The following is a 19,688-nucleotide window of genomic DNA, read 5'->3' on the forward strand; positions in this document are numbered from 1 at the left end:
GTAACCCCTTACTTTGTCGTTAACGGCATCCCTTATGAAGAGACCGTGTTTAACCCTTCTAATTTTTCTAAAATCATTTCTTTCTTGAAGGGTTTAGCCACATAATCATCCATTCCTGCAGCGTAACATTTATCAATATCTTCAACAAAAACACTGGCCGTTAAAGCAATGATTGGAAGCCGAGCTCTATCTTGTTGTTGCTCCCACTCTCGGATAGCGCGTGTTGCTGCAAACCCATCCATCACTGGCATCATGCAATCCATCAATATTAATTCGTAATCTGTCGTATCTGCCTTAATCATGTCCACCGCTTCTTGACCATTATTTGCAATCACAACGCCAAACCCTTCTTTTTTCAATAACAAAGACGCGACTTTTTGGTTAATCAAATTATCTTCAACGACAAGAATCATTCTCGTAGCCTCTGTAATTTGAGGTGCATCTATAAGAGAACTTGAGGCTAATTTGTCAACATTGGCTTTAGCATTCATACGTCGTTTCTCTGTATTTTTCCGTGCATTACGTATTGATTTAACAAAACGCTTACCAAATAATGGACTAATAATAAAACCATCAATCGCGTGGTTAAAATCTATTTTTTCATCTTGTTGGTTATTACAAATAATCAATGCAGGACAAGAAGGTAACATATTAAATTTTTCTATATCCTGTATCGCTGCGGCTAACGTTTTTTGGCAATACATCACGATATCGTACTTGTCTAATGTCGGTATAATGTCACTACTTTGAGCATTACATAATGTTGGAACTAAACCTCGTTTTATACATTCCGCTTCAAGCAAAGTTGCATAAGATTTTTGGTTGCTAATAATTAAACATTTTTCATTATTAAACTCTACATTGGTAGCGTTATCTGTATCAACAAGACCTACATTAATACTGAAATGGAAGTTACTACCAAAGCCTTTTGCTGATTCTAGTTCAATATGCCCACCAAATAATTCAACTAATTGGTGGCAAATAGCCAACCCTAAACCAGTACCACCGAACTGACGAGTAATCGAGCTATCCTCTTGCGTAAATGGTTCAAATATTTGTTTTTGTTTATCCTTCGCAATACCAATACCCGTATCTTTCACAGAAAAAGACAATATAGCGGTGGTGAGTGATTCTTCTTGATAACCAATCGAAAGTACAACAGAACCAGATTCAGTAAACTTCACTGAATTTGACATTAAATTCATTAAAATCTGACGGAGTCGGTGTTCGTCAATGATGACTATACTTGGTAATTTCTCTGATAAATTAACATGCAATGTTAATCCTTTCTCTGTCGCCTTACTTAGAACCACTGCTAATGTGTCGTACGCAACTTCAACTATATTTGCTTGTTGAGGGACTAATACTAAATTACCCGATTCAATTTTTGATAGATCCAAAATATCATTAATTAATAGCAACAGTGTTTGAGAAGAAGTTTCAATCGTTTGTAAGTATTCCTCTTGAATAGGATTAAGCTCAGTATCCGATAAAATATCTGACATACCAATAATTCCATTTAGCGGTGTACGTATTTCATGGGACATATTCGCTAAGAATGAGCTTTTTGCTTTTGTCGACGACTGAGCTTTAATTTTTTCGACCTCAAGAAATTCGGTCTTTTTATTAAATGATGAGATCAAATGTCCAATTTCATCATTAGATGTATAATTAATGTCTATTTTTTCATTAGAATCTGTTTCATTAATTTGATTTGATATTAAGACAATAGGGTTAATTAAACTGCGATTAATGATGTAGTAACCAATGATCACACACAGTAATAAAATAGGAACAATACCTAACTCAATATTAATTATCTGGGCATAAATTTCATCAGAAACCGTTCGTTCAGAATTAACAACACTAATTTCCCAATTAAAATCTTCCATTGTATGTTTCACTACATACATGTTTTCTTGTACATTAAACTTATATTCCGCAATGCTATTAGCACCATTATTAATAATAACACCTAATTTATGCTTCTCTGCTTGAGATTCAATAACACTGATTAATCCTTTTAATGAAATATCAATCGTCGCAACACCAGCAAACTGCCCATCGCTAAAGTACGGTTGAGATGCCGTGATCATTTGCTGTCTAGTAAAAGGATCAACATAAACATCAGACCATGAAATTCGTTGATGACTATTCTCATGCGCCACAGATAGATACCAAGATTCATTTTGGTAAGGTGAAGTACTAGGTACATTGTAATCGTTTATTAATGTGATATTTCCGTCTTCATTACGAGAAAAGAATAAACTGGCGAGCTTTTTAGAAGGGGTAATAGTATTTGGTTCTGGCCATATACCACCACTAATAATGATCTCATCACTTTCATTAAGCACTGAAGACAACATGTTTTGAATAATGTCTAGAGAGTTCCCACTAACAACAACACCAACCAAAGCATGTAATGTTGAAAGCGAATGACTCAATGGGTCATCAATTTCACGCGAAAGAAGTTGAGTTCTTAAATCAAGATTACTTTCTAGATTTGATCGAATGGGAGATTGAACAACGTAATAAGTGATACTTCCAATAATGGTAATTAAAAAACAAACGTAGCAACCTAATGCTAGTATGCTCTTTTTCTTCAATGACATATCTTTACTCATAAACCCAACACTTATTTAATCGATATAATAATTAACTATAAACAGCATAGGCATATTTTCATAAAAAATCATGGTTAAATATGATTAAAGCCTCATTAATTTGCGAATAAAAAAATCCCTAAGAGCGTTCACTCATAGGGATTTTTATATGAAGACTAAAAAATCACTTATACAATAAACTGATAACGAGTCTCATGCTGGTAGATTTCACTTGGTCCTAGAAGACAACTAGGGTGATCCCACTCTGGATGATTGATCGCATCAGGTAGAAACTGTGTTTCTAAAGCAATGCCTGAATAATCTTGATATTCTCCCCCAACTCGGTTTGGCGTACTCTCAAGCCAATTACCAGTATACAACTGCATAGCCGGCTTACTGGTTGAAACATGCAAAGTCACCAAACTATCTGGAGACGTTAAACTCGCAGCACACTCCCCTTTTGCACAGCCTTTATCAAGCACAAAAGAATGATCATAACCTTTGGCTTTCTCTTGGTCTTTATCAAGCATGAAATCTTGAGAAATCACTTTTGGATCAGTAAAGTCGAAATTGGTATTTTTTACCTTTTTCCACCCTCCTTTAGGTATACCAAACTCAGTTGTCGGTACAAACTGCTCTGAATTGATACTTAAAATATGATCCAATCCAAGGTGTCCACTGTCTGCACCAAGCAAGTTAAAATAGGCGTGATTGGTTAAATTAATCGGCGTTGATTTCGTTGTCTTGGCGCTATAACTAATCACGACTTCATTATCGTCGCTAAGTTGGTATTTTACATTAACGGTTAATTCACCTGGAAAGCCTTGATCACCATCCGGTGAAACTAGGCTAAATTCGACGCAATTTGTTGCTTCTTTAACCACTGCCCAGCGACGTTTATTAAATCCTTCTGGCCCACCATGCAACGTATTTCCTGCTTGGTTTATCTCTACCTGATATTTAGTATCATCAATGTTGAATTTTCCGTTCGCAATTCGATTCGCATAGCGACCAACGGTAACGCCCATGTAGCTTTGCTGTTTCTCAAAGTCAGCCATTGTCGACTGGCCTAGCATTACTTCACGTAGCTTGCCTTTTACTGGTACTTTACAGCTTAACCACGTTGCACCAATATCCATAAACACGGCGTGCATTCCGTTTTTATTTTCAAGTTCGAATAACTGAGCAAGGCGACCATCACTGGCCGCCTCCTTTGTCATGGTTTCGAACAAGGTTGATTGTTCTGTCATGTTTTGTCCTTTAGTGTTTTTCAACCAGACCTGCACCATTTTTTGCTTGGCACACATAAATAGATTCTTTTAAACCCGTTGCCGATTCGTACAACTCTTCAACTGCTGCTTTTACTTCATTAACCAATGTTGGTGGCACTAAAGCAACGATACAGCCACCAAAACCACCGCCCGTCATGCGAACGCCACCTTCTGTACCAATCACGTTTTTAACGATATCAACTAGCGCATCGACTTCTTTAACTGTGATTTCAAAATCATCACGCATAGAGGCATGGGATTCTGCCATCAATACAGCCATGCGTTTCATATCGCCAGACGCTAACACTTTTGCAGCTTCTTCGGTACGATCATTTTCTGTAATCACGTGACGCGCACGTTTTGCGACCATTTCATCTAATTCATGTGCTTTTGCGTTGAACTCTTCAATCGTTACGTCACGCAGTGCTTTTACACCAAAGATTCGTGCGGCTTCTTCACATTGCTGACGACGAGTATTGTATTCTGAATCCACTAAACCGCGTTTTTTGTTTGAGTTAATAATAACCACTGACATGTCTTCTGGCATTGCTACGGCTGTTGTTTCTAAAGAACGACAATCCAATAACATTGCGTGGTTTTCATTGCCTTCTGCTGACACCATTTGATCCATAATGCCGCAGTTACAACCTACAAATTCATTCTCTGCTTGCTGACCATTTAGCGCGATTTCTGCTTGGCTGATGTTTAGGTTATACAATTCTTTGAAGGTTTGACCAATAACGACTTCTAATGCGGCTGATGAACTAAGACCAGCACCCTGAGGAACATTACCTGAGACTGAAATATCTGCGCCTTTGAATTCAAAACCACGACCAATTAAACATTTCACTACGCCACGAATGTAGTTTGCCCACATTTTGTTTTCTTGGAATGTGATCTCTTGAGTGATATCAAACTCGTCAGTTTCATTGCCATAATCTACCGATACGACACGAACGATATTGTCATCACGCTTTGCTGCAGCCACTACCGTTTGGTAGTTAATCGCACAAGGCAATACGAAACCGTCATTGTAATCAGTGTGTTCACCAATTAAGTTCACACGACCCGGCGCTTGAACAATGTGAGTTGGAGCGTAAGAAAGTACGGTATTGAATGCGTCTTTTACGTTTTTAATTAAGTTTGTCATGGCTATTTCCAAATTTTAGAGTTGTTATCTTTGTTATTTCAAAGATGTCTTCAAATATTTTTATTGATTAGAATTCAGATCGGTCGCAAGCTCCCTTGCAGAGTTCAGAGTCATTTTTTGTGAGTGTTATATTCATCACAAGCACTTCTGAACTCTTTAAGCGAAGCGATCTTCAAGCGGAGCGATCTGCTCTTTTAAAGATCCTTATAATGCACATCGCTCACATCACGCAGTTTTTGCGCGGCTTGCTCTGCGGTTAAATCTCGTTGGCTTTCGGCTAACATTTCGTAGCCCACCATGAATTTACGAACCGATGCAGAGCGAAGCAGTGGCGGATAAAACAGTGCATGCAGTTGCCAATGTTCAACGTCTGTGCCCTCTTCAAAGAAAGGCGCGTAATGCCAACCCATTGAGTATGGGAATGAGCACTGGAACAAGTTGTCGTAACGGCTGGTTAGTTTTTTGATTGCTAACGCCAAATCATCACGTTGCTCGTCCGTTAATTCACTCATGCGGCGAATGTGCGTTTTTGGCAATAACATGGTTTCAAATGGCCAAGCAGCCCAATAAGGAACTACTGCAATCCAATGTTCCGTTTCTACAACTGTACGTTCGCCATCTTTGAGTTCTGACTCAACATAATCAACCAACAAGTTAGAACCATGTTCTTGGTAGTATTCTTTAAGGTGTTTTTCTTTACGTTCAATCTCGTTTGGTAAAAAGCTGTTTGCCCATACTTGGCCGTGTGGGTGCGGTTGAGAGCAGCCCATTGTCTCGCCTTTATTCTCAAATGCTTGTACCCAAACGTACTCTTTACCTAACTCTTCAATTTGGTCATTCCACGTTTCAATTACATTACGAATTTGACCTACTGGCAGCTCTGGTAATGTTTTACTGTGATCTGGAGAGAAGCAGATAACACGACTTAACCCACGAACGCCTTCGGTTCTAAATAAGGGATTTATTGATTTTGGCGCTTCAGGTGAATCCGTCATTAGTGCGGCAAAGTCATTACTGAATACGTAAGTGCCTTTATAATCTGGGTTGGTATCACCAGAGATACGATCATTGGTTGGGCATAAGAAACAGCCTTTGTCATATTGTGGTAACTCAGCCGTTGATGGTTTTTCATCTTGACCACTCCACGGACGTTTCGCACGATGTGGCGAGACTAAAATCCACTGACCCGTTAATGGGTTATAACGGCGATGCGGATGATCTACTGGGTTAAACTCAACATTTGACATAATTTTTATACTCAATTCTTTAAAAATGATTAGCTAATTCAAGGGGGATACTCTCTTATAAGTTTCCTCCCTGAAGCCTTAAACCTGAAACCTTAGCTCTCTCAATAACCCTTTGGATTATTCGACTGCCAGCGCCATGTATCCGCACTCATTTCCATTACATTGCGAGTCGCTTTCCAGCCTAATTCTTTCTCTGCTTTTTCAGTGCTTGCCCAACATTCAGCAATATCACCCGCACGACGAGGACATAAAGTATAAGGAACTGGCTTACCTGAAGCTTCTGCAAACGCCTCAACCATTTCTAAAACACTTGAACCTTTACCTGTGCCTAAGTTGTAAATATGAAGGCCTGATTTTTCACCCACGGCTTTTAGTGCGGCGATGTGTCCATCCGCTAAGTCCATTACATGAATATAATCACGAACGCCTGTGCCATCTGGTGTTGGGTAATCATTCCCAAATACAGACAATGATTCACGACGACCAACCGCAACTTGAGCAATAAATGGCATTAGGTTATTTGGAATGCCTTGTGGATCTTCTCCCATGGTGCCAGATGGATGCGCGCCTACTGGATTGAAATAGCGAAGTAAGGTAATGCTCCAATCGTTCTCTGCATCAAACAGATCTGAGAAACACTCTTCAACCATATATTTACTGCGACCATAAGGATTTGTAGTTGCGCCAGTTGGCGAGTTTTCAGTAATAGGAACAATAGCAGGATCGCCATAGACGGTTGCTGATGAACTAAATATGATGCTTTTTACATTCGCTTTTCGCATTGAACGAGCCAGCACCAATGAACCATTAACGTTGTTGTCGTAATACTCTAGAGGTTTTGCAACAGACTCACCCACGGCTTTTAGACCAGCAAAGTGGATCACCGATGAAATAGTGTTTTCAGCAAAAATACTATCTAGAAAGGCTTCATCACGAATGTCCCCCTGATAAAAGACAGGACGAACTTGAGTTAACGCTTCGATACGATCAAGCACTGCGACTTTGCTGTTTCCCAAGTTATCCAAAATGATAGGTTCAATGCCTGCTTCAATCATTTGAATACATGTATGGCTACCGATATAGCCCATTCCGCCTGTTACTAATACTTTCATGATTAACTCTTCCTACTGAATTTTCATCAAGTCTATCAGCGAATTTAAACGAATATCGTGATCACTTTCAAAAAATGTAAACGTTTACACTAAATTATTCATTTCATCAAAACTAATAAATAACACGGCTTCGCTCTGTCTAATTGGAAAATAAAAAGACAAAAAAGAAGCCGTAATAACTTACGGCTTCTTTGACTTAAGAACACGATATTTTTAAGGGGGAATATCGTAAGGTGATAACAACGTTACTCTGCTTGCAATGCCATTTTCTTACGTTGCTTGAAAATGCGTCTAAATATACCAACAAACATCACCAAACCACACACACCGTATACTTGCATGAAGAAAGGGTCATCCGATATAAAGCCTACGTTCGAGAACATAACATACGCGCCAAGTACCATATAAAGTACAATGGCTGACGCTTCAAATCTGAACTCCCAAGGAGTTACATCCATGCTTTCATTCACTGGCATCACATAATCGGTATCACGCGGCATAAACATACCAATCAAGAACATCAGTGCAGTACATACCACAAACAAAATCGCTAACTGATGTAAGAAATGCAGTGGTGTTTTGAAGATTAATTGCATTGCAGCATAAGAACTAACGAATACAACCAGAGCGACTTTCGCTGCAATTGCAGGTACACGCTTTGAAATATAGCCAACAAATACAATCGTAAAAATTGGAACACTAAAGAAACCGGCAACCATTTGTAAATATTGAAATAAACCTTCAGGTGCAAACATAATAAACGGTGAAATACACACTGAAATAATCGCAATGAACACACCAAAGATACGGCCTTTGCCTACTAATTCCTCATCGGTTGCATTTTGACCAAATAGGGGTTTGTATACATTAAGTGCAAACAACGTTGTCGAGCTATTTAACACGCCGTTAAACGTACTTAAAATAGCACCAAACATCACGGCAACAAAAAAACCAACCAGCGGTTTTGGTAACACTTCATTGACTAAACGCGTATACATTGTATCTGGGTTACCAGCGTTAGCACCAAACATATGGTAAGCAATGATGCCTGGAATAATCAGGAATAACGGCGAAATCACTTTAATTGCCCCCGCCATGATCACCCCTTTTTGCCCCTCTTTTAAATTCTTAGCACCTAACGCACGTTGAATGATCGATTGGTCTGTACCCCAGTAATATAAGTTAACCAATAATAGACCCGTAAATAACGTAGAGAATGGCAGAGGATCCGTTGATGTACCGACTGATTGCAGTTTCTCTGGCGCTGCGGTTAATACCGTATCTAACCCAGACATAAAGCTGCCGTCACCAAGAACCATCAATCCAAAGACAGGGATCATCAAACCACCAATGATCAAACCAATGCCATTAATGGTATCCGCAATAACGACTGCTTTTAAGCCGCCATAAATCGCATAGAAGAAGCCTAATAACCCAATTGTCGCTGAAATAATCGCAATCGCAGTAAATTCAGAAACACCCAATAATCCTTGAACATCAAATATTTCACCAAGTACTACTGCGCCAGCGTATAAGGTTGTAGGCAAAATATTAATCACATACTGGCACAAGAATAATAAAGTAACGAATTTCTTTACCGACATGTCATAGCGGCTTTCTAAGAAATCAGGAATGGTGGTGATCCCTTGTTTTAGATAACGCGGGACCAACAACAAAGCAATAATCACAAGCGTGACGCCTGACGCCACTTCCCAACCCATAACACTCATGTTATGCGTATATGCTTGAGCACTCATGCCTACAAAACTGGTGGCACTTAAATTGGTTAGGATTAACGAACTGGCAATTAACCCACCCGTTAGACTTCGACCGCCTAAGAAATACCCGTCTTGTGACTTATTTTGCGTGTTTTTTACTTTGTTATAGGTATAAAACCCAACAAAACCCGTAAAGAGAAGAAATGATAGAAATACTGTGATGGACATTTTTTTGCTTCCTTATAGCAATCACAGTAAGTAAGTGATCAGAAATAGCGTAGGAAAAATGCTTGAGAACAAGGTGAAATTTTTAAATAAATAGTTATTCTACAATCAAAAATTTCAACACCGTTATCGAGCATTTTAACCAGCTAGAATGACCAGTTATTTACTACAATTGGTATTAATTCATAGTATTAATAGGTGGCAGCCAATGCCGCCACTCATTATGTATGGTGCTCGCTTATATTTTCTTTAACGAAACAATAAGCGCAGATTCAGGATCAAGGATTGGTAATATCAAACCGATTTCTTGTAAGTTATTACCCGTTAGCGTTAATGTTTGATCTAACCATTTTGGTGCTTGTTTCATTAATTGGAAGCTGGCTTTAGGCATCTCAACTAATGTCACTTCATATTTTCCATCCGCATCAACACAGGTCATTCGTAGTGGCGATGGTAACGCATAACTTGGCATCGCTAATTGGCATACCGTAACAATGGTTTCATCTTCACCTTGAACGCCATAAACGTATTGATTTTTGTCAGCAACATCCATGCGGAAACTACGACCAGAATGCAATAAATGACGGTATTTTTTATGTAGTGCAATGTAATGAGAGAACGCGGCTTTCTCTTCCATTGACTCTTTTACTGGATCAAGTTCTACGCCCATGTGCCCACCCAATGCCGTCACACCGCGCATATTAATATGATGCTGACGATTGGTGGAATGACATTCAGCAGGGCCAATGTGTGCGCCCATTACCTCTGGTGGGAAGAAATAACTCATACCACGTTGGATCGTTTGTCGCTCTAGTGCATCATTACAATCCGATGCCCAGAAACGGTGTGTACGTTTCAAAATTTCAAAATCGATACGGCCACCACCAGAAGAACACGATTCGATTTCAACGCTTGGGTGCTGTGCCAATAATTGATCGACTAACGCATAAAGCGCCTTGGTTTGACCATGAACGGCAGGACGACCATTATGACCTGGTTGAACCAACTCACGGTTCATGTCCCATTTTAAATACGTAATGTTATAGCGTGTTAACAACTCATTTAAACGGTCAAATAGGTATTGGAAACACTCAGCATTCTGCAAATCCAATACGTGCTGCCAACGACCAGAAGGTTGATGATATCCCTCTAAACCAAGCATCCACTCTGGGTGATTACGGTATAAATTGGAATCTTTGCTGACCATTTCTGGTTCAACCCATAATCCAAATTCCATGCCTTTTTCGTTAACGTGAGCTATCACAGGCTCTAGACCATTGGGGTATTTTTCTTCATCTAAATACCAATCGCCTAACGCAGCTTTATCATCATGGCGACCGACAAACCAACCATCATCAATAATGAAACGCTCAACGCCCATCTCTGCCGCTTCGGTTGCCATTTGCATAATGTATTCAGGTTTATGATCAAAATAGATCCCTTCCCATGTATTTAAATGCACAGGACGAGGTTTATCCGCTGGGAACGAAATAATGTTTTGACGAACATACTGATGGAAACGTTCAGAGATCCCGTTCAAGCCATTGCTGCTATAACAACCATATAACCAAGGCGATTGATACGTTTCATTTGCGCCTAAAATGCACTCGCCTGAAAACAGTAATTCACCTGCTTGAACAAAACGACGACCATCGCTACGCACATCCGCACGCAGTTCATGGTTTCCACTCCAACCTAAATGGAAGCCCCACACTTGCCCCTGTTGCTCACTAAATCCATGTTCTCCCACAAACAAGCCTGGGAAGTTTTCATGCGACGTACGGCCGCGGCGGTTCTGTTGCATAAATCCGCCATGTTCAAGAGGTTGACGTTGTGTCTGGAACTCTTGACACCAGCGACCGTGAAACGTCATTAATTCATTAGCATGATTTGGTAATGGTAACGTCGAAGACAATTTACCTAAGTAGTAATCTGATTCACCTCTGTTGGTAACAGTAATGCGTTTTTTTACGACATCTGAATCGTGGTCTATATGCAATTCAACCAACAATTCAAGCAGAGCAACCTCATCACGCAAGGTAATTTGAACCGATTGACCATCCACTTGTTGATCAACAATATGGAAAACTGGAGCCCAATCCATGCCATGTCGGTGCCCTTCAATACCTGGCGCATTAAAATGACCACGACCAAGTTCAGGACAAAGAGACAAAGGCACATCGATATCAAGACGAGCTTGTGAAATTGGTCGCTCTATCGCAAACAATAAATCGCTATCAATCTCATTAATTTTACCGCCCCAGTGAATGATCTCAGGGATCAAATCTACTTTGATAATAATGCTGTGATTTTTACTGCTTAAATGAATCAACTTATCCATAGTACTTCCAAATTGTTTTCGTAAACAAACTATGGTTGCATTGTGTTCTTTTGATGGCTTTTTTCTAGCTACAGCTGCGATTAATGTGATCTTAAAGGCACTAAAAACCAACCAAATGTGCGCTTGATCTTATTGTTTTCGAAAACAATATTTTTTGTTATCTCGACAATTATTTGAACCATACTACAGTTTTAATAAGAGTCTCGTGTTACCTTCCTATTATGATAACGAAAACAAGAAGAGATAAATGACAGTCACCTTTAAAGATGTTGCTAAATTGGCGGGAGTTTCCACTCAAACCGTATCACGAGTCACTAACGGGTCAATAAATGTTTCCGAAAACACTCGTGTAAAAGTCAATAAAGCCATTAAACAACTTGGGTATATTCCCAACAAAAGCGCTCAAATGTTAAGCCGCTCAAAATCAAATGTGATCGGCCTAATCACTCTGGAAATGTCACTCCATGGGGCAGCCTTAATCGCTAACGGCATTCGATTACAAGCGCACGATATGGGGTATGGCACTGTCTTTTCTGTCGTAGATACTCCCTGCTTAGAAAATATTCAAGCTTCTATACATGAGCTTATTTCACAGCAAGCCACCTGCATTATTTTGAATATCCCATTAACGGCAACCGCTGCGGAACAGTTAGTTGAGCAATACCCTCATTTACATTTTGTGTTTATTGACGTACCAGAAGAGAGCCGAGTGCATTATGTATGTTGTGACCATCAATCAGGAGCGCAATTAGCGACTCAGCATTTATTAGACACCCAACATCAACAGTTTTTATTGATAACAGGACCACAGGCCTCAAGCGCATCAATGTCTCGTTATCAAACCTGGCTATCTGTTCTAGAGCAAAATAAATTACAGCCAGTAAACACGGTAGAAGGTAACTGGCAAGCAAACAGCGGCTATCTTGCCGTTCGAGAGACGGTCGCAAATCAAATTACGTTTGACGCTGTATTAGTGGCGAATGACCAAATGGCTTTAGGCGTATTAAGAGCCCTAAATGAACTCGGACTCACTGTGCCTTCTCAAGTATCGGTTATCGGATTTGATGATATTAATGACAGCGCCTATTTCACCCCCCCACTCACCACGGTGAAGCAGCACTTTCTTGAAATAGGTAAAGAGGCGGTAATTATTGGTTTACGTTCCGACGAACAAGACAGTTCCGAACTTATTCAACGTAATCTTGATGTCGCCTTTGTTCAACGTCAAAGTACCGCACCAAGAACAAAAAAAACGTATCAAAAAGAAAATCTTGTTCGTTTATTAAATGACATAAAACATTTATTACCTGACGCATAATGTGAGCATCTAATGCAAGATCCTTTAATTCAAAACATCATTGATTTTATTTCACACATTGATCCCTTTACACGTCTGCCTAAAACGATAGTCGAGCGTATCTCATCAAAAATTCGCATTATCTATTTGGCAAAAAATGATGACCTTGACTCATCAACTCAAGAGCATCAACAATATTTGTATCTTATCCGCACAGGTGCTATCGAACAAATTAATCAAGATGGTTCATTACGCTCACGTTTAGGTGAAGAAGATGTGTTTGGTTTTAGCTTATTAAAAAATACGCATGGCTATCAGATCAAAGCGATTGAAAGTTCGTTACTTTATTTAATTCCCATTAGCGTCATTCATGATATACAACACTCACACCCTGAATACTCACATCTGTTTGACTCAGAAACAGAAGTGCGCATTAACTCTGCGATAAATGCCGTATGGTCAAATAACGATAACAATCATTTTTTAAATAGTATTCAAGATGTCTCCACTTCACACACTCTTGAAGTAGATAGGAATGAATCGATTTATGAGGTAGCGCAACGTATTCGTCTCGGTAAAGTCTCTTGCGTCGTTGTTACGGATAAAGACCGTTTAGTGGGAATTGTCACGAATGCCGACATGACTGAAAGAGTGATAGCAGATGCGCTCGATATTCATCAGCCAATACATCATATTATGACAGCAAATCCCATCACCATTTGCGCTTCTTCTTTGATTTATCAAGCCATTATTACCATGATGCAATCCAACATTAAGCATCTTCCAGTGATGGATGGTCACAAAGTCGTCGCGTTAGTCACCTTGCCTTTGTTACTACAAAACAACCGATTACAAGCGATATTTTTTATAGATAAAGTCAAATCAGCACACAATGAAAACGAACTTTCTCAATACGCCTCTCAACGCCAAGTCATTTTTAATCAGTTAGTTAAAGATAAAGTTCCTGCCGCTGTGATCAGCCAGATCATGACCATTATTATGGACACTTATAACCAACGCCTGATTGATATTGCGATTGATCGCCTAGGTCAACCACCCTGCGAATATGCATGGATTGTGGCTGGTTCTCATGCACGTAATGAAGTACACATTTCCTCAGATCAAGACAGCGCTCTGATATTATCGGATGATGCAACATCACAAGATAGATTGTATTTTCAACACCTTGCAATGATAGTAACAAAAGGCATGGACAGCAGTGGCTACAGTTTATGCCCAGGAAAATTCATGGCTGTAACACCAAAATGGTGCCAACCGTTATCGATATGGAAAGCCTATTATAAAAAATGGATCGTCAATCCTGAATACGCTTTTTTACTGAATCTTAGTGTATTTCTCGATACCAGAGTCATCGCAGGTAATGCATCGTTTCTTCGTTCAATCCAAGACGAAATACAAGATCGAACTTCCAATCCCTATTTGCTTACCACGCTATTTACTGATTCATTACAACACCGAGCGCCATTAGGCATTTTTAATAATTTAATTTTGGTAAAAAACGACAACAATGAAAAAACGCTGAATATTAAACGGCACGGAATTAACATTATTGTCGACTTGGCCCGCTTATATAGTTTAGCCGCAAAAACATCGGAGCCAAATACCCGTGAACGCTTACTGATTGCCAATCAACAAGGCTTAATCAGTGATGGGTCACTAAAAAACATATTAAGTGCGTACGACTTTTTATGTAATTTCCGCTTTTCATATCAAGCTGATGCTATTGCCCATGGTCAGCAACCGGATCATCATATCAACCCCAATTATTTTGGGAGCTTTGAGCGACAACACATTAAAGACGCCTTTCGCTTAATTGACGATTGGCAAAAAGTCACCAAAGTAAATTTAGGATTATTGGTATGATCTCTTTATTCCAACGCCAAACTTCATGGCAAAAGCTCATTAAACACAAACGAGAATACCTAGCTAAAGAGGCCCTAACAGAAGAGATAAGATCTGCACTCAATTTTTCATTACCACTAGGGACAACATTAATTAAAGACTTGTCTTTTCTTGTTTTTGATTTAGAAACAACCGGAGTGAATGCCCAAAATGACCAAATATTAAGTATCGGCTGGGTAGAGATAAACCAAGGCAAGATAGATCTGTCGTCCGCTCAACATTATTACATTAATCATGGCCACGACGTAAAAAAAGAAACCGCGGTGATTAATCATATTACGCCAACCATGCTGGCTGAGGGATCCCCATTAAATGAGGTCTTATCGCTGTTTCTAGCAGCCGCAAAAAATCGAAGTCTCATAGTGCATGGCAAATCAATTGAACACGCTTTTTTAGCGCATAACACCAAAACGTATTTTTCATTGCCTCCCCTGCCTTTTGTTTGGATTGATACGCTTTCAATTGAAGTCAACATTGCCAGAAAACTGGGAATAATGACGCAACAAAGCCAGCAATTGCATCGGGTAAGAGAGCGCTATAAATTACCACGCTATGCCGCACATAATGCCCTTATTGATTCGTTAGCAACGGCTGAATTATTTTTAGCTCAAACACAGAAAATATTAAAAAAAGAAAACCAAACCATTGATCACATTTATCAGTATTCACAATAAAAAAAGGCCGCTCCTTTAACAGCAGCGGCCTTCTTTTTTTTAGATTAAATATAATTAAGCTTCAACTGCTTTTTGAGTACTCGCTTTCACTGTTTCTTCACCCTCAACTGCTTCAGGGTTAAAACCATCATGTAAACGGTAATAACGGTGATACACCAAGCCACTCACCGTCATTAGAACTGCAGGAACACCTGCCATCATAAAGTGAAGTCCCATGATAGTTTCTGCTGATTGCGCTACATTTGGAATGTAACCAACAATCGATAACCCCATACCTACGATAAAGCCACCTGCCGCACCCGCAAATTTCACAAGCATCGTTTGAACTGAGAAGATAACACTCTCACTACGACGACCCGTTTTGTATTCACCGTAATCCACTACATCCGCTAGCATTACTGTTTGCAATGCATTCGCAATACCTACACCAAACTTGATTGCAGCACCAGCACAACCGATTAACAGAACATTACCAGGAGAAACAACACCCATAAGAATAAGAAGCACACAAGAAACCACAGGGAAACCACACGCCATTAACCACAAGTATTTACGAGGAAAGAGTGTCGCTAAGCGCGGGAACAAAAAGACGCCAGCCACTTCAGCAATACCTGCAACCATCATATAAACTGGAAATAACTCAGGGTTACCTAACGCATAAGTGAAGTAGTAAATAGCAAAGCCACCCACTAATAGGTTAGCAATTTGAAATGATAATATCGTACCAATCAACGCTTTTAATTGATCATTTTTACCAATGATAACCAATACATCTTTAAAGCTGAATTTCTCTGCTTTTACGCTTGCTTCTGTTACTGGCTCTTTTACATTACGAGCAATTAAGAAGGCGCTTAGTACAAACAAAACCGCAATTAGCATCGCAACATTAAAGAAACCATCACCTTGATTGCCGTTACCTAGTTCACCCACAATATGTAGACCATAAGTACCGGTAATGAACCATGCAAGACTGGCAAATAAACGAGGCCATACAACCAGTTTTTCACGTTCTTGACGAGAACTTGATAGCGCAGGGATCATTGACCAATAAGGAATATCCATAATGGTGTAAGTTAAGCCCCAAAGGATATAAGCCGCTGCCGCATAAATGTATAACGCAGTGCCTTCAAACATGTGCGTACTAAAAAGACCGACAAGTACGATTGCATTTAAGAGCGTGCCAATCACAATCCAAGGACGAAATTTACCAAATTTAGAACGAGTATTATCAACAATAACACCCATCATCGGATCAGTAATAGCATCGATAATACGAGCTGCTAAAAAAATCGTTCCCACAAACGCCGCAGACAAACCTGCCACGTCGGTAAAATAAAACATTAAAAATATATAAATTGGCGCACAAGCAAAATCTTTACCTAATGCACCAAGACCGTAAGAAAGTTTAGTTTGTAGAGTAATTTTTTCAGACATCTTATATTCCTTTCCGATGGTGGAAGTTCTCTTTTTAACTAGAGATTCATTCCTACTTAATTGATGATGCCATGCTACCTACTCCGTAACCATTATACCGTGACCAAAAACCACTTTATGGAAACGTTTCCAGTAATATTCCAAAAATGAGACCTTAACAAGATTTAATTATAAACCTTTGTTTTTAAAAATTAAAAAGCCTCATTATTTGTATATATTGATATTCTATACAAAAAGGAGGCTTCTGGATTATTCTATTTTATTGTTATCGTTTACAATTTTTCTAATTTTATCAACATCGCACTTTCTGCATCTAAAATCGGCATCGTTAATCCTACGTCTTCGCACCATTCCCCGGACAAATCACAACTCTCTTCAGTCCAAAATGGTTGGTAATTTACAATCTCATTATAATTAGACGGTTTATCTAGAATACTCACCCGGTATACAGCGGTACGATCTAAACCAGGAATACGTAAATGCCCACTTAACGAATTGGTTGGCATTGCTAATTGCGCCAACATGACGACCGCTTCAGATTGATCATTTGCCACTACCGCATGAATTTGGTGTGCTTCGTCATCCGATGGAACCCGCCACGTTCGACCTGTATGCAGTAACGGGCGTAAGGTTTTATGCAACTTGATATAGCGCTCAAACCCTTGCTTTTCCTCTTGTAACTCTTTTACTGGATCAAGCTCAATACCCATGTGTCCGAATATCGCCGTTAACCCTCTAAACTCAATGCTATGGCGGCGGCGTGTACTATGACAATGGCTTGAACCAATGTGACTGCCCATCACTTCTGGGGGAAAGAAGTAACTCATACCTCGTTGAATGCTTTGTCGTTCTAGCGCATCATTATTATCCGATGGCCAAAAACGATGAGTACGTTTCAACACTTCAAAATCAATACGTCCACCACCGGCTGCGCACGATTCAATCTCAACCGTTGGGTGTGCAGCACGGATCTTATCAACCAATTGATAGTAACGTGCTACTTGTTGACGCCCTGCCGCCAGACCATTATGAGCTGGCTGTACGACTTCACGATTCATGTCCCACTTAATATAATCAATCGCATACTGGGTTAAGAAATGATCTAATCGTTCATAGAGGTAGTTAAACGCCTCGTCATTTTGCAGATCAATAACGTATTGGTTACGTCCTGTTGGTTGATCATAACCTTCAACCGCCAACAACCAATCAGGGTGTTGACGATATAAATCAGAATCCTTGTTGATCATTTCAGGTTCAAACCAAAGACCAAACTCCATACCTAATCCACGAACATGATCAATAATTGGCGTTAACCCTTTCGGATATTTGTTGTGATCTAAGAACCAATCACCCAATGCGGCTTTATCACCGCTTCGACCTTTGAACCAACCGTCATCAATAATAAAACGCTCTACTCCCATTTGAGCCGATTGCGTTGCCATTTCCATAATGTAGTCAGGATCATGCTCAAAATAGATCCCTTCCCACGTATTAAGGTGAATTGGGCGTGCAGTATTTATTATTTGCTTATCAAGAATTGATTCTCTGACGTGTGAGTGAAATTGATGACTCATGCCATTCAATCCTTGATCACTGTAACTTGCATACAGCCACGGTGTTGTTAATTCCTCACCTTGTTGCAAGGTAATTTCACCCGGAAGATAAATCACTTCGGCCTGCATATAACGACGGCCATCGGCTTTTACGTCAACACGCAAACGGTGATTACCACTCCATGCAAAATGGAACCCATACACATCGCCTTGCATTTCATCAAAGTGACGGGTGCCTGCAACTAATGCCGGGTAATGCTCATGAGACGTACGCCCACGACGGTTTTCTTGTTGATATCCACCTTGTTGTAATGGCTGACGAACCGTTTGAAATTCATGGACCCAACGACCGTAATACGTCATTAACTCAGCAGCTCGAGCAGGTAGCGGTAAGGTATTTGCTAATCGATTAATTTGGTAAGGTGTTGATTTTATATTGATAAGAGAATGACGAGTTTTCATCACATCTTGTTTATCTAAACTCAACTCCGTTATCATTCGCAATCCAGCAAGCGCATCTTCACTCGTCAGAGTCACGCTATGTGAATTCGATTTAATCTCTGTCATTGTAAATACAGGCGCCCAATCAGCACCATTACGATGTCCTTCAAGACACGGACTGCTAAATACACCTCGGCCTAACTCTGGCGCGAGCGTCATTGCAACATCATTATCCAAACGGCCATAAGGAACTGGACGCAAAAGAGAAGAACAGAAAGAGGCAATATCCCCACTTACTGGCTTACCCCAGTGCAAGATCTCTGCACAGTCGCCAGCGTCAATAATCACCTGGCTATTTGTACCCGTTAATACAATGATTTCTTTTTGCGTCATGAGATGAACCGTAAGCAGTTTTAATTGCCCTCTATAATAAAGAAAAAAAGGAATATTTCTGTGAATTACCGCAAACTATGGAAACGTTTACAAAAACTAAAAGAAAACAACAACGATCAATAAATACTGATTTTAAATAGATAAAAAAGAGAACTTAACGTGAGAAAGATCACGATTAATAGGATAAAAAGGACGATAAAGTAAAAATGCCGCTCACGTCATGTAAACGTTTCCAAAAAGTATTTACACTAGGCCCATATTAATGCGAAGGGTAACGATTCCTCCTTTTTACTTACCTATTTCGCA

The 19,688-nt window shown here is 39.7% G+C and carries 12 protein-coding genes; 3 read left to right on the forward strand and 9 right to left on the reverse strand.

What is annotated here, in order from left to right; all coding sequences use genetic code 11:
• Positions 1 to 32 precede the first annotated feature (32 nt).
• The 7 genes from A6E06_RS12240 to A6E06_RS12270 all read right to left on the reverse strand — a co-directional run bounded on the left by A6E06_RS12240 (position 33) and on the right by A6E06_RS12270 (position 11,667).
• Positions 33 to 2,624, reverse strand: a complete 2,592-nt coding sequence (locus tag A6E06_RS12240) for an ATP-binding protein (protein ID WP_141676962.1) — start codon at positions 2,622 to 2,624, stop codon at positions 33 to 35.
• A 167-nt stretch (positions 2,625 to 2,791) separates the two neighbouring features.
• The gene (gene galM, locus A6E06_RS12245; RefSeq protein WP_065593445.1) at positions 2,792 to 3,853 is read right to left on the reverse strand and encodes a galactose-1-epimerase; all 1,062 of its coding nucleotides are present in this window, start codon (positions 3,851 to 3,853) and stop codon (positions 2,792 to 2,794) included.
• A 10-nt stretch (positions 3,854 to 3,863) separates the two neighbouring features.
• On the reverse strand, positions 3,864 to 5,024 hold the full coding sequence (galK, locus tag A6E06_RS12250; protein ID WP_065593444.1) for a galactokinase: 1,161 nt from the start codon (positions 5,022 to 5,024) through the stop codon (positions 3,864 to 3,866).
• 194 nt (positions 5,025 to 5,218) lie between these two features.
• Entirely contained in the window at positions 5,219 to 6,271 is a 1,053-nt protein-coding gene (locus A6E06_RS12255) for a UDP-glucose--hexose-1-phosphate uridylyltransferase (protein ID WP_065593443.1), read from the reverse strand.
• A 101-nt stretch (positions 6,272 to 6,372) separates the two neighbouring features.
• Positions 6,373 to 7,383 carry a UDP-glucose 4-epimerase GalE gene (gene galE, locus A6E06_RS12260; protein WP_065593442.1) on the reverse strand — a complete coding sequence of 337 codons (1,011 nt, stop codon included), beginning with the start codon at positions 7,381 to 7,383 and terminating at the stop codon, positions 6,373 to 6,375.
• A 245-nt stretch (positions 7,384 to 7,628) separates the two neighbouring features.
• Positions 7,629 to 9,329 (reverse strand): solute:sodium symporter family transporter, encoded by a 1,701-nt coding sequence (locus A6E06_RS12265; RefSeq protein WP_065593441.1) that lies wholly within the window; start codon positions 9,327 to 9,329, stop codon positions 7,629 to 7,631.
• A gap of 235 nt (positions 9,330 to 9,564) precedes the next feature.
• A complete protein-coding gene (locus A6E06_RS12270; protein WP_065593440.1) occupies positions 9,565 to 11,667 on the reverse strand; it encodes an alpha-galactosidase in 2,103 nt (700 codons plus the stop codon).
• A 247-nt stretch (positions 11,668 to 11,914) separates the two neighbouring features.
• Between A6E06_RS12270 and A6E06_RS12275 the strand changes: the two genes are divergently transcribed.
• From A6E06_RS12275 to A6E06_RS12285, 3 genes are read left to right on the forward strand one after another with little or no spacing between them, the layout of a single operon-like run.
• Positions 11,915 to 12,985 (forward strand): LacI family DNA-binding transcriptional regulator, encoded by a 1,071-nt coding sequence (locus A6E06_RS12275; protein ID WP_065593439.1) that lies wholly within the window; start codon positions 11,915 to 11,917, stop codon positions 12,983 to 12,985.
• A 12-nt stretch (positions 12,986 to 12,997) separates the two neighbouring features.
• A complete protein-coding gene (locus A6E06_RS12280; RefSeq protein ID WP_065593438.1) occupies positions 12,998 to 14,848 on the forward strand; it encodes a DUF294 nucleotidyltransferase-like domain-containing protein in 1,851 nt (616 codons plus the stop codon).
• Positions 14,845 to 15,561: a 3'-5' exonuclease gene (locus A6E06_RS12285; protein ID WP_083190328.1), complete on the forward strand. Its 717-nt coding sequence runs from the start codon at positions 14,845 to 14,847 to the stop codon at positions 15,559 to 15,561. Before A6E06_RS12280 ends, A6E06_RS12285 begins: the two co-directional genes overlap by 4 nt.
• Positions 15,562 to 15,615: 54 nt before the next feature.
• On the opposite strand, the gene melB is transcribed toward A6E06_RS12285, so the two are convergent.
• Positions 15,616 to 16,995, reverse strand: coding sequence for a melibiose:sodium transporter MelB (gene melB / locus A6E06_RS12290; RefSeq protein WP_065593437.1), 1,380 nt, complete (start codon positions 16,993 to 16,995; stop codon positions 15,616 to 15,618).
• Positions 16,996 to 17,267: 272 nt separating this feature from the next.
• Positions 17,268 to 19,382: an alpha-galactosidase gene (locus A6E06_RS12295; protein ID WP_065593436.1), complete on the reverse strand. Its 2,115-nt coding sequence runs from the start codon at positions 19,380 to 19,382 to the stop codon at positions 17,268 to 17,270.
• Positions 19,383 to 19,688: the final 306 nt, after the last annotated feature.

This window comes from Aliivibrio sp. 1S175, assembly GCF_001690985.1.
In the GTDB taxonomy this organism is placed as follows: domain Bacteria; phylum Pseudomonadota; class Gammaproteobacteria; order Enterobacterales; family Vibrionaceae; genus Aliivibrio.